At 70.8% G+C, this 12,720-nt stretch carries 6 protein-coding genes, 2 tRNA genes and 1 pseudogene; 4 read left to right on the top strand and 5 right to left on the bottom strand.

The genetic code is table 11. The annotated features are described in order from the left end of the window. Positions 1 to 8: 8 nt before the first annotated feature. Positions 9 to 152, bottom strand: a pseudogene (locus JQN83_RS33465) (GNAT family N-acetyltransferase); the annotation flags it as partial. A 1,031-nt stretch (positions 153 to 1,183) separates the two neighbouring features. Here JQN83_RS33465 and JQN83_RS27085 point away from each other — a divergent pair. Next, positions 1,184 to 3,760, top strand: a complete 2,577-nt coding sequence (locus JQN83_RS27085) for a helix-turn-helix transcriptional regulator (RefSeq protein ID WP_208569982.1) — start codon at positions 1,184 to 1,186, stop codon at positions 3,758 to 3,760. A 67-nt stretch (positions 3,761 to 3,827) separates the two neighbouring features. On the opposite strand, the gene JQN83_RS27080 is transcribed toward JQN83_RS27085, so the two are convergent. Both JQN83_RS27080 and JQN83_RS27075 read right to left on the bottom strand, forming a co-directional pair. Then, on the bottom strand, positions 3,828 to 5,303 hold the full coding sequence (locus JQN83_RS27080; protein WP_208569981.1) for a thrombospondin type 3 repeat-containing protein: 1,476 nt from the start codon (positions 5,301 to 5,303) through the stop codon (positions 3,828 to 3,830). After that, positions 5,303 to 5,821 (bottom strand): hypothetical protein, encoded by a 519-nt coding sequence (locus JQN83_RS27075; protein ID WP_208569980.1) that lies wholly within the window; start codon positions 5,819 to 5,821, stop codon positions 5,303 to 5,305. Before JQN83_RS27075 ends, JQN83_RS27080 begins: the two co-directional genes overlap by 1 nt. Between JQN83_RS27075 and JQN83_RS27070 the strand changes: the two genes are divergently transcribed. The 3 genes from JQN83_RS27070 (at position 5,820) to JQN83_RS27060 (ending at position 7,403) form a co-directional block, all read left to right on the top strand. Then, positions 5,820 to 7,232 (top strand): hypothetical protein, encoded by a 1,413-nt coding sequence (locus tag JQN83_RS27070; RefSeq protein WP_208569979.1) that lies wholly within the window; start codon positions 5,820 to 5,822, stop codon positions 7,230 to 7,232. The two genes, JQN83_RS27075 and JQN83_RS27070, sit on opposite strands and share 2 nt — an antisense overlap. 18 nt (positions 7,233 to 7,250) lie before the next feature. Then, positions 7,251 to 7,322, top strand: a tRNA-Gln gene (locus JQN83_RS27065). 9 nt (positions 7,323 to 7,331) lie between these two features. After that, positions 7,332 to 7,403: transfer RNA gene (locus tag JQN83_RS27060), tRNA-Pro, on the top strand. 328 nt (positions 7,404 to 7,731) lie between these two features. Here the strand turns inward: JQN83_RS27060 and JQN83_RS27055 are convergent. Further along, complete coding sequence (locus JQN83_RS27055; RefSeq protein ID WP_208569978.1) at positions 7,732 to 10,800, bottom strand: FG-GAP-like repeat-containing protein; 3,069 nt, start codon at positions 10,798 to 10,800, stop codon at positions 7,732 to 7,734. Positions 10,801 to 11,567: 767 nt separating this feature from the next. Then, positions 11,568 to 12,611 carry a LacI family DNA-binding transcriptional regulator gene (locus tag JQN83_RS27050; RefSeq protein WP_208569977.1) on the bottom strand — a complete coding sequence of 348 codons (1,044 nt, stop codon included), beginning with the start codon at positions 12,609 to 12,611 and terminating at the stop codon, positions 11,568 to 11,570. Between the last annotated feature and the right edge of the window lie 109 nt (positions 12,612 to 12,720).

The following is a 12,720-nucleotide window of genomic DNA, read 5'->3' as shown; positions in this document are numbered from 1 at the left end:
GCGTCGTGGCGGTCGACGCGTTCGCGGACGCCGACGACCCGGAAGCCGGCCCGCTCGTGCAGGGCCAGGCTGGCGGTGTTCTCGGGAAAGACACCGGACTGGATGGTCCCGATCCCGGCGGCCCCGGTGGAGGCGACGAGCGCGTCGAGCAGCGTGGTGAGCGGCAGGTCCAGTGCGGCGGCGAGCTGGATGAGAGCGACGGAATCGACTGCTACTCGCCGATTGCGGCGGTCCGCCGAGCTCGGACCGGTTTGGGGTGCCCCCGGGCGCCCGGACGTGGGGATCGTCGATCGCCGCCCGGGACAGGCCGGGTGGTGCGTTGGCGCGGAGCATGCCGGGCAGGATCACGTGCAGCTGTCAGTTCCGGGGTGCCAGGACCTGACCGGCACGGGCACGATCCTGCACGGTCGCCGAACTGTCCATGCCCCACGACAGAACGCCACCGCCACGGTGGCACCTCAGGCGAGGTGCCACCCGATGTCGCAGGCTGGGCGACGGCCGCAGCAGGGTGGGTCAGCTGTCGCAGCCACGGGGTGCGTGGGCGCACAACGCGACCACCTCACCGGAAGGCGCCGACGCCAGCGCCGCCTGGGCACCAACGACGACGAATGCCAGGGCGGCAGCCGCGACGACCGCGCGAACCAATGTGGACATAATCGTCCCTTCGAGGTCGGGAAATTCAATGCAATCGATAATATCGTTGTCGGTTGATGCCCGACCAACGTCGGATTCCCTGCCGGGCGCAGATCGAGCATGCCGGGCCAATACCGCCAATTCGGCGCGGCGCTTCCTTTGTCCAGAATTGCGGCAGAACCTGGCAATAATGCGCAACGGCGGGTGGGCAGGGCGGCGGACACGGTGGGCACCCGCTCGGGCCGGTCGGGATTCCGATTGGAGCGCATTGTTGGCGTACCGGTTCGTCGAGGCCACAATGCAGGCAGCACACAGCCGCTACCACCACGAGTGGACCAGCCGCGCCTGCACACGGGCGCACGGCGTGGCGGTCGACGCCCGGACAGCGGGCGAACCGCCGCGACGCGGGGCCGCAACCCGGTCCCGTGTGGGCCCGTGCCGCCGGTCGTCGATCGCCGGTGGGCCTGTCCAGCTCACGAGTGCCCGGGAGGCCTGGTGGCGTCGGCCGGCACGCTTCATCCACCAACGGGGCTGAGGAGATGATCCCGGCATGACGATGATCGGCCGGGCCGGGGAGTTCAGCGACGTCCTCGCTGCGGTACGCGATCCACAGACGGACGTGGTCCTGGTCACCGGCGAGGCAGGCGTGGGCAAGACCCGGCTGCTCGACGCGGTGTCCACGGCCGTTCCTGCCGTCCGCGCCCGGGGCACGCGGGGCCTGTCACACGTCCCGCTGGCGGCCCTGGCGCACCTGGTCGACCCGGCGACGACGTCACTGGCGGAGATGGTCGCCCAGGTGCTCCGGGCGGTCCCCGCCGGCACGGTGCTCGCGGTCGACGACCTGGACGGCTGCGACGAGGTCTCCCTGGCCGTGGCGGTACGGGTCGCCCGCGACGCCGGTCGCACCCTGGTCGGTACCGTCCGGACCGCCGACGATCGGGTGCCGCCCGCCGTGGCCGAGCTCGCGGCGTCGTCGAACACCGTGCTCCTGCCGATCGCGCCGTTCGACCGGACGTGCACGGAGGAGCTGGTCGACGCGCTGCTCGACGGCCCGGTCGACGCCGGGATCGTCGACGACGTGTGGCGGCGGACCGGCGGGAACGCCCTGTTCGTCACCCAACTGCTCGACGGCGCGCGACGCAGCGGCGCGTTGCACCGGTCGGCGGTCGGCTGGCACGCCGTCGGGCCGCTGCCGGTCCCCACCGGGCTACGTAGCCTCCTGCCGACCCGCCTGGCGGGCCTGCCCGACGACGCCGTCGCCGCCGCCCGCTTCCTGGCCGCGACCGGCCGGGCGCACGACGACGAGATCGCGCAGGCCGGGCACCTCGCCGGAACCGAGCAACTGGTCGCCCACGGGATCGCGGTCTGGGCGGCCGAGACCGCACGGTTCGTGCACCCGTTGTTCGCCGAGGTGCTGTGGGAAGGGCTGTCGCCCGCCCGTCGGCGGGCGGTGCTCCGCGAGCACCTCGCGGTCGCCCGGAGTCTCGCGCCGCACGACCAGGTGCGGTGCACCGTGTTGAGCCTGGACGCCGGAGAGGCCGCGCAGCCGGGGCCGTTGCTGGCCGCGGCGCGGGTCGCCGCCGCCGGTGGTGCGACGGACGTCGCGGTACGGCTCGCCCGGGCGTGCCTCGACCGGGTCCCCGAGGTGTGGACCGCCCACCCGGAGGTCGCCGTCGGTGCCGCCCTCGTCCTCGCGGTCAACCTCTGGGAGACCGGGCGTGCCGACGAGGCCGTGGCCGTCCTACGCGACGCGCTGGGCCGTACCCCACCGGGCAGGGACGCCGCCCTGCTCGCCGTGACCCTGCACAAGGTGGTCCTCTGGGGCTGCCACGACCTGCCCGCCGCCCGGGACGTGCTGCGGCAGCAGTCCGCCCGGTATCCCGCCGGCGCACCGGTCGGGGCCCTGTTCGCGGTCGCCGAGGCCGACGCCCTGGCATACGCCGGGTTCCCCGACGAGGCGCTGGCACTCGCGTCCGACGTCGGGGACGACGTCACGCTGCCGTTGCCGGTCCGGACCATGCTGGCGACGAGCCGCAGCAACGCCCTGGCCCACCTGGGTCGGACCGGCGAGGCGGTCGCCGTCGTCGAGGAACTGCTCGACCAGGTCACGGCCGCCGGGCCGGAGGCGACCGCCGGGACCCGCGACAAACTGCTCGTGTACGCCAGCCACGCCCTGCGCGAGCACGGTCGGCTCGACGATGCCGCGAACACCGCCGAACGTGCGTACCACGGCGCGCTGGCCGACGGGGTGGTCTTCGAGCGCGCCTGGGCGGCGGTGTGCGTCGGTGCGGCCCGGTTGCAGGCGGGGCACCTGGACGATGCGACACGCTGGGCGCGGCGGAGCCTGGTGACCTCGGTGGCCGCCGGGATGACCGACTGCACCCGGGTCTGCCTGTCCGTGCTGACCGTGGCCCACGGCTCACGCGGTCTGAACCCGGATCCGACGTGGGTGACCCACCTGCGCTCGCCCCGGGCGGGCCTGGGGTTCCTGCGCCACACCGTGCCGATCGCGCTGGGCTGGGCCGCGTACGCCGAGGGTCGTCACGCCCTGGCCGGCGACCTGCTGCGGCAGGGTCAGGCCAGGGCCGCGCGGGAACGGGCGGTGGCCGCCGAGTCCTGGATCCTGCACGAGCGCCTGCGGATGCACGACGGCGTCGGGGTACGGGCCCGGCTGGCGTCGCTCGCCGTCGGGTCCCCCGTCGGCGTGGCGCGGCTGGCCCTGGCCACCGGGCTGGAACGTGCCTGCCCCGCGACCCTGTTGGAGGCCGCGGCGGCCTTCGAGGCGGTCGGTTCACCCCTGTACGCGGCAGAGGCCGCCGCCGCGGCGTCCCGGTGCGCGTCCGGTCGGGCTGCGGCGGCGGCCCGGCGACGGGCCGCCGAGCTCGCGCACGAGGTGGGTGACCCGCCGACTCCCCTGCTGGGCCGGTCACCCGTGCCCGCCGACCCGTTGACCTCCCGTGAGCGCCTCGTCGCCGAGCTCGCCGCGGGTGGGGCGACGAACGCCGAGATCGCCGGGCGCCTGGTCCTGTCGGTACGGACGGTGGAGAACCACCTGTTCCGCGCCTATGCGAAGCTCGGGATCAACTCCCGGGGTGACCTCGCCCGGTACGGGATCCCACGCCGGTAGTCGCGGTGTCCGGCGGCGGCGCGGCGGGCGTCGGCGACGACAGCCGCACCGCCGTCGGACGGCGGTCTCAGCAGGTGCCGCCGCCGGAGGTGCAGCCCCCGGGGGCCCCGCCGCCGGTCGCCCCGTCGAGCGGGTTGGGCAGGTCGGGGCGGGTCTCGGGCGCGGCGGTGTTCCAGCCGGTACCGAGGACCATCGCCCCGACGTGGGTGCTGGTGTCGTCACCCGAGAACAGGGAGATCAGGTCCCGGCGGTGCATGGCCGCGGTGACGTCGTCGTCGGTCAGGACGCCGACCACGGAGGGTGCGTCCTGGACCGGGGTGACCGTCGAGCCCTTCATCGTGAGCAGCTTGTCGATCGCGGCGGCCGTCTCCTGGTGCGAGAGCCAGGCCGTGCCGGGCAGGGTCAGGCCGGTGCCCTCCTCGCCGGTGGTCATCGCATCGGTGCAGTTCTCACCCTTGGCGTCGCACTTCTGGGTCTTGGTGGTCGAGGAGGTCTCCTTGCCGTTCTTGTCGACCGTGCGCTCGGTGTGGGTCTTCGTCGTGCCGGTGACCTTGCCGTCCTTGTCGCGCTCGTACTCGGTGGTGTCCTTCGTGATCGTCGTGCCGCCGTCCTTGCCTCCCGTGTGGACGGTCTCGGTCTCCTTGACGACGTTCCCGTTCTGGTCGCGCTGCGTCCGCTCGGTGTGGTACCTGCCGCTCAGGTCGTAGTACGCCTCGTCGGTCGAGGACCCTGCCGTGTTCAGTTCCGGGTCGTAGTACTCGGTCCGGCTGCTCGACGTGCAGATCATCTCGCACCCCGGCGTACCGGGAGTGGTCCTCGACGAGGACCCGTCGCCGTACTCCGTGGCCCTCGTGCCGTTGTCGCTGCTCGTGTTCTTCTCGCCGCCGTGGCTGGCCGCCCACCAGGCGGTCACCCCGTCGTACGCGCCGTACCAGCTGCCGTTGAACCGACCGAGGTCGATCCCCATCGTCTTGCCGCCGCTGTCGCGGGTCAGGCCGAAGGTCAGACCGGTCTTCCACGGCGCTTCGACACCGAGGCCCTTGAGCAGCCCGTCGTCGATCCCGGCGAGCGCCATGCTGCCCCGGCGGGTGGGGATCCCGAAGACCTCCGACGGCAGGCCCGGCTCGACACCGCCGGGCAGTTCCTGCAGGTTGAGCCACTTCTTTTCGAGGCCCTTGACGAACTCCTCCGGGAACACGGCCCACGTGCCGTACCCGAGTTCGTAGGTCGGCAGTTTCCCGTCGATCGTCGCGTCCAGGACGAGGGACAGCGGCGGGGTGCTCGCCGGGTCGAGCGGGTCGTAACCGAGGGCGGTCTCGTCGGCGTCGGCCACACCGTCACCGTCGGAGTCCACCACCCCCACCGCCAGGTAGCAGGCGGACAGGTCGCACACCCGCAGGTCGGCGAGCCTGTCGCCGCGTCGGCCGTCGGCGGCGTCGGCCGACGAGGCGAGGGTCGTGGGAAGCAGAAGGGCGCCGCAGGTCAGGGTCGTCAGTGCGCGCCGGAACCAGGTGGGTGCGGAATTGGTAGTGGGAGAGGACATCATGGGGGCGAACCTAGGGACCTGCTGCGGGCATGTCCTGAGTAGTGCGTACTCAAACGTCGGCCGCACAGCGCGGTGATCGCCCCGGCCGCCGTGTGACGCAGTTCGAGGCCACCCCGGCGACCGCCGCGTTCGCCCGCAGCGGTCACCCGGCAACCCGGTGTCACCGCCCCGATGCCGGGCTCGTCCGTCCGCCGCAGGCGTTCCGCTCCGAGATCGACGCCGAGGCGGAGCGCCTCGGGCATGGCGACGCCGGGCGTACGGCCGGGGCCAGGCCGTACGGGAAAAGCACTGGGGCGCTGGGAGCCCACGAACGGCGCCTTGCGGGCCAGGGCCGGACCGGCCGCTTCGGCGATCGCCCGGTCGACCGCGCGTTCTTCGATACAGATCAGTGTCATGAGGCTCTCAGCCACCGTGCGACCCGTCACCGTCGTCAGATCGAGGAGCAGCCCCGACCGGTGGGTGAGGTGGTGAATCGGATTGCCCGGCTCTCGTCGTCCCTGCCAGGATGCCGCCATGTCAATCGCCGAGACCTCTGCCGAGGATGCCCTGGTCGCGCTGCACACGTCACTCGACGAGCGGCGCCGGCCGGAGGAGGTTGCGCATCTCGTGCTGCGGGTGGTGGGTGGCCAGCTAGGACTTCGGGACCGGATGACGTTGGGGTGGGCGGCTCGTACGGCAGCGCGCTGGAACGGGTGGAGTTCGATGTCGGCGGACTTCGCCCGGCCGATCGGTGGTGCCCGTCAGATCGACGCCGCCGCGCGGCTGTTCGAACTGCCACCCGGTGGCGTCGACCCGGACGATCCCGTTTCGCTGCTTGATTTCTCGGCCCGCCTGAGCGAATCCCTCGGTGCCGTCGATCCGGCCCGGCTGGATTTCCTGCGCGACCGGTTGAACCGGGAGGACCGGGCCGCGGCCGGAATCGAGCTGTCGAAGCGGCAGTACAACCGGCGATTCCGGGTGACGCAGCGCCTGCTGGCGAAAGCCGACAGGTTGGCCGTCGAACAGACCAAGCGGCAGTTGACCATGGTCGCGCGGGCAGGATTCGCCGCGAGCATCGAGCGGGATGCCTTTCTGGCTGATCCGTGGGCGGGGTGCTTCGTGGCGTATCTGACTGCCAAGCGGAAGTTGCGGCGAGAGTTCACGCTCTCAGGGCGGGACAACCCGTACGACGACATCGCCGACCTGTTGTTCAGGCACTGCACCGCCGACCCGACGACGGACTGGTGGATGATCGCCCAGGCCCATCCGACGCCGACTGTGCTCGCCCGGCTGACCGAGGCACAGCGCGGTGAGCTGCTGGGCCGGTGGTGGGCAACGATGCGTCAGGTCGCGGCGTTACTCAAGCAGGTATGGACGGCCAGCGAGTTCGACCGGGCCACCATGATCGTGAGGCGGGGTAACGACTCGTCGACGTGGAACCTCCTGTGCGGCGCGTACAACGCCGCGCGGGCGGCCTGGCTCGCAGCGCTCGACGCCGCCGGCAGCCTCGGCCTGCTGCAGGCGTCCTGCCCGGGCAAGGCGATGATGCTGATCGCGGCGGACCTGGCGGCGTGGCACCGCTCGACCGGTGGCGGCCTGCACCCCGACGTGGGCGTGTGGGCTCGGCTGCCGCTGCCCTGGGACGTGCTCGACGGCACCGCCACCTGCACCCGTGCGGATGTGGAGGCGGCATGCGCCGATGGTGGCGTCGACCCGGTCACGTCCGGTTGGACAGGTCCCCGGGCACCCGCAGCCACCGGGGTGTTCCGGCCCACGCCCGAGTTGGTGCACGGGGTATCGATCGCGGACCCGCTGTGGGCGTCGGTGCTACGTGCTGGTGGGGCGTTCTCCGGAAGAGTGACCAAAGACAGTCTGGAGCAGACACCGATCCCGGGTGACGTCGTGGTCAGCGAGCTGCCGGAACGGGATGGACACATCAAGCCGTGATCGGGCAGCATGATCGCGCCCGTCGTAGCTCAGTGGTAGAGCGCCCGGCTCTGGACCGGGTGGACGCTGGTTCGAGCCCAGCCGACGGGGCCGTGGAGATCCGTTGTAGCTCAGTGGTAGAGCACCCGGCTAGGTGCCGGGAGGACGCCGATTCGAGCCCGGTCAACGGATCTCCCCGAATGGCCACGATGCGGGTCGATGGACATCAACTGTGGGCCGAGATGGGCAGGCTCCCCCGCTACCCCCCAGCCGGCACCGGCTGCGGCGTTGCGATCCGCACGCAGCAGCCGGTCCACCGCTCACCGCTCCGTCCGGTACGCCGCCCCCTGCCCCGCCCGTACCTGCGCCTTCTGCCGCAGCGGTGTCCGTTGACGAACAACGTCCCACAACGACCTGACACTCCAGCTGGGGTGTCAGGTCGTTGTGGGACCGGATGAAGTGGGTCATGGCGGAGCTGGGGGGGCGATGCCGGGTTGGTCGACCCACGATCAGCGCTCGGTCAGCAGCGGTTCGCGACGCAGAGGGGAAGACCGTCGTTCGGCCCGGAGCCGTTGTTACCCGGTGGCGCGGTCGGTGTCGGATCGTTCGGCATCGGCGATGGGTTGGCTGGTGCTGGGCCGCCCGCCGCGTCGTTGTTGAACCATGCCCGGACGCCACCCTGGGCATCGAGGACCAGATAGTCGGCGCGACGGTCACCGTTGATCTCCGCCAGCTCCACCCTGTCGCGGGTGTAGCCGACGCCCGAGGCGATCTCGCCCAGTGACAACCACGCGGAGCCCGGACCACCCCGGTTGTTGAGCCAGGCGCGGATCTGGCCGTACTCACCCACCACCAGGTAGTCGTCCCGGCGGTCGCCGTTGACGTCGTCGAACCTGAGGGTGTCGCCCGCCGCGCCGATACCCGAGGCGATCACCCCTTGGGAGGTCCACGCCACGCTGTTGCCGGTGCCCGTGTTAAGCCAAGCTCTCACCTGGCCCTGGTCGCCGACCACCAGATAGTCGTCACGGCCGTCGCCGTTGAGATCGGCGAACCGCACCTGGTCGCGAGGAGCCGAACCGGAGGCGACCTGCCCCTGGGAGGTCCACGCCACACCGTTGCCGGTGCCCGTGTTAAGCCAAGCCCTCACCTGGCCCTGGTCGCCGACCACCAGATAGTCGTCACGGCCGTCGCCGTTGAGATCGGCGAACCGCACCTGGTCGCGAGGAGCCGAACCGGAGGCGATCTCGCCTCGCCAGTCCCAGCCGACGCCGTCACCACCGAGGACGTTCAGCCATGCCTTGACCTGGCCCTGGTCGCCGACTGCCAGGTAGTCGTCGCGGCCGTCGCCGTTGAGATCGGCGAACCGCACCTGGTCGCGGGGAGCGCTGCTGGAAGCAATCAGGCCCTTCCAGTCCCACGGATCGGGGTGGCCGTAGCGGTCGTTGAGCCAGGCGGTGACCCGCCCGGCGTCATTGACCACGAGGTAGTCGTTGCGGCCGTCGCCGTTGACGTCGGCCAGGACCACCTCGGCGCTGGTCGCACCGACGTTCCCGGCCACGTCACCCTGGTAGTTCCACGGCCGGCTACCGTCACCGATGGTGTTGAGCCAGCCCCGGATCTGGCCCTGGGCGTAGACCACGAGATAGTCGTCGCGGCCGTCGCCGTCAAGATCGGAGAACCACACCTGGTCCCTCGTCGCGCCGACACCCGTGGCGATCTCACCCTGGTAGCTCCAGCCCGCCCCAGCGGTACCGAAGTTGCTGAGCCAGGCCTTGACCTCGCCCTGGTCACCGACCACCAGATAGTCGGCGCGGCCGTCGACGTCGACGTCGGCGAACCGGACCTGGTCCCTCGTGGCACCGACGCCCGGCGCGACCTCGCCCTGACTGGCCCATCCCACACCGTTGCCGGTGCCGGTGTTGAGCCACGCTCTCACCTGGCCCTGGTCACCGACCACCAGGTAGTCGTCGCGGCCGTCGCCGTCGAGGTCGGCGAAGCGGACCTGGTCGCGAGGGGCCGAGCCGGAGGCGACCTCACCCCGGTACTGCCAACCGAACCCGTTGCCGCTACGGACGTTGAACCACGCCCGGACCTGACCCTGGTCACCGACCACCAGGTAGTCGTCGCGGCCGTCGCCGTTGAGATCGGCGAACCGCACCTGGTCACGGGGCGCTCCGACGCCGGGAGCGATCTCGCCCACCCAGTTCCAACCGGGCGGAGTAGGCGTCGTCGACGGCGGTGGAGACGAGGATTCCCCGACGCAGGGGCCGGTGTCGCCGGGTACCGGCGGCACGATCAGCCCCTCCGCCCGGGCGGCGGTGACGGCACGGTCGAAAGCATCGGCCATCTTGCGGTAGCCGGTGTTGTTGGGATGCAGCGGGTCGGACATGTCCGCCGTGGTCACCGCGGACATGCTGACCAGCCGTACGGGCTGACCGGTGGCCCGCAGGCCGTTGACGATTCCCGGGATCTGCGCGTTGTACTGCTGGACCCGGGCGTTGACGGCCGGATCCAGCGACGGCACCAGGGTGGCCACCAGCACGGTGGTCTCCGGAGCGATCCGGACGATCTTCTGGATCAGAGATCGGAGCCGGTCCGACGGCGAACCGCTGTCCGACCTACGGGCGTCGTTGGTACCGATGTGCAGGGTGACGACGTTGGGCCGGTAGCGGCGCATCGTGCAGTCGGTCACCAGGCTGTCGATCTGTTCGATCCGCCAACCCGGGTGCCCCTCGTGATCGGTGTCGGGCAACTGCCCGGAGTCCTGGGAGCCGACGAAGTCGAGCGGTCCAGGCTCGTCGACCAACTGCTCCCACAGACGGGCCCGGTAGCCGGTGCCCTCCGGGCTACCGCCGACGCCGTAGGTGATCGAGTCACCCAGCGGAAGCACCCGCAGACCGTTCGCGGCCCCGCCGACGGGCTGCTGCATCTTGCGGCGCAGCCGTTCGATCATCGCAAGGTCGAAGCCGGTGAGGGCGGTCGCGACGACCTTGAGCGCCCCACCGCCCCAGACCGACGCCGCCAACCTCCGCAGCAGGAGCTGCAACCCAGTGATCACCGGTGTGGCGGTCGCCTGTAGAAACCCGAGTACTCCGCCGACAATAGCACCCTGGACTGCCTGGGTTATCGCCACTGCGAAGGCCTCACCCATGACGTCCTTGTCGGCGAGCGGTCGCTGGTCGAAGGCCGCGTTGACAAGCTCACTGACGAGGCCGTTGAAGAAACCACCCACCGCCCCGCACACCGGGCCGGCGGCAACGGCGCCGACCGAGAAGAATGCAAAGCAGAAGCCGGTGACCAGGGCACCGGTGCCGAAGGCGGCCCAGGAGGCGATCACCTTCTGCCATGCGTTCGAGGTGACGCTGACCTCTGCCGTCGGCACGACCAGCACCATGCTGTTCCCGACCACGTGCAACGAGCCGTCGAGTTCGAAGTCTCCGATCGTCGGGTAGAGCCCGGTGGCGTTCTCGTCGGCGAGCGCCTGGAAGTACTCGCTGAAGGTCTGGCCGCGGGCCTGCGCATCCTGGACCTTGGCGACCTCCTGCCGGAAGGTGGCTGACACGTCCTCGCCGACATAGTCGAACGTCATCACCAGATCGTCTGGATGGCTGGCCAGAGTCGCGAGCGCCGCAGGAGCATGACGGGCACAGCCGGCACGCACCGTCATCGACTGCTCGGCAGTCGCATCGAGAGTGAAGGCTGTGGCGGGGTCAGTCGCGAGTGGACAGGCAGAGTCCGCCCTGGCAGGCGCGTGCAGGGCACCCACCACCAGGACGGCCGAGAGCAGAACCGTGAGGATCCGCGTACTGGGTCGCATGCCGCGAAACGTTGGGGTAGGCGACCGTCGATGTCAATGTGTTGCCCGACACCCATCACCACCGTCGTTCGGCTGTCGAGCAGATGACTCCGCCGCCACCGGATCTCCGCCTGAAGGCAGGCCCTCAACGTACGGTAAAAGGAGAACGGGGAGCTGCCATCGACCGAGAGGACACCGAGCGGGGCGGTCACCAGCGTCTCCCCGGGAGGTGAGCCCAAATTGTGCCACTGCCATCCGGCCCCGGACCGCCAGCGCAGCCAGGCGTTACGGTCGGAGCCGAGGACGAAGAGGTACGGGCGGGCATCCGGCACCACCTGGATCGCATTCCGCGCACCAAACGCGTTACTGCCGGAGTCGAGGTTGACGCCGGGGTTCCCCAGGTCGTTCCAGATCGCGGCCCGACCGTCGACCCGGGCACTCCAGAGGTGTCCGTCGTTGCCGACGACGTAGACCTCACCGGGATCCGGGGCCACAACAGCAACCTGCCCTTGTGTGTCGCCCGGGACAGCTCGTGCTCACGATCCCCGGGTCGTCTCCACCTACCCTGCCGGCGCGGGGCCGGTGGATTGGCGCGGTAGGAGGCGGTGCAGGTCGGACGGGTGCGGCGGACTCGGCGACTCCTCGCCGCGCAGGAGGGCGAGGAGTCGCCGCATCGCCTCCCGGCCCTGCCGCTCCCGGTCGACACTGACCGTCGACAGGGTCGGACGCGTGTAGTGGCCGATCTCGTCGTCGTCCCAGCCGAAGACACTGATCTGGCCGGGGACGTCGATGTCCAGGCTCTGGAGTCCCTGAAGGATCCCGAAGGCGACCCGGTCGTTGGCGGCCAGCACGGCGGTGGCTCCGCAGCGGGCCAGCACCGTGGTGGCCGCCTCCCAGCCGGATCGCACGGTCCAGTCGCCGTCGACGACCGCGCAGGAGGTGAGCCCTAGTTGCGCCACCGTCGTTTCGTAGACCCGGCGGCGGTTGCGCGCGGATGCCCACAGGTCGGAGCCGGCGACGTGGGCGAAGCGGCGGTGTCCGTCGGCGGCGAGCCGGCGGACGATCTCGGCTATCGGTGAGGCGTCCGCGAGTACGCCCTGGGCCCGCATGTTGTCGTCGTACTCGCCGTCGACCAGGACCGGTACGGGGAAGGACGTCAGGTCGAGGTCCGCCATCCGGGTGGCGAGCGGGGTGAACGACAGCACGGCGTCCACGTTCTCGGGGGACAGCAGGGTGCGCATCCGGTCGGCTCGGGCCGCGGCGTCGCCTTCGAGCCCGACGACGTCGAGCAGGTATCCGGCTTCATGGGCTGCGTCGGTGGCACCGCTGAGCAGGCGGGTCGGCACGAAGTCGGTGGTGTCGGGCAGCACGACGGCGATCCGGCCCGATCGCCGGGTCCGCATCGATCGGGCGGCGAGGTTCGGCCGGTAGTTGAGCTGTTCGATGGCCTGGGTGACCTTTTCCAGGGTCTGGGGCTTGAGTCCGCCCCGGCCCTTGAGGAACCGGGAGACCGTCTGGTGCGAGACGCCGGCGGCGCGGGCGACTTCGTGGATCGTGGCGGCCCTCTCGGCGCGGCCGGTGGGTCCTGTTTGCCCGGTTGCCATTTCTCTCATTCCCCCTGGTGGGCGGTGGTGATCGAAGAGCGTTGACAGAAAAGTGATCGATCACTATCGTGACCCTAGCGCATAGATGCCAATCTAATTGACCAATGGG

The organism is Micromonospora antibiotica (genome assembly GCF_017599305.1).
Classification (GTDB): domain Bacteria; phylum Actinomycetota; class Actinomycetes; order Mycobacteriales; family Micromonosporaceae; genus Micromonospora; species Micromonospora antibiotica.
This window is presented reverse-complemented; position numbering and strand designations above follow the sequence as displayed.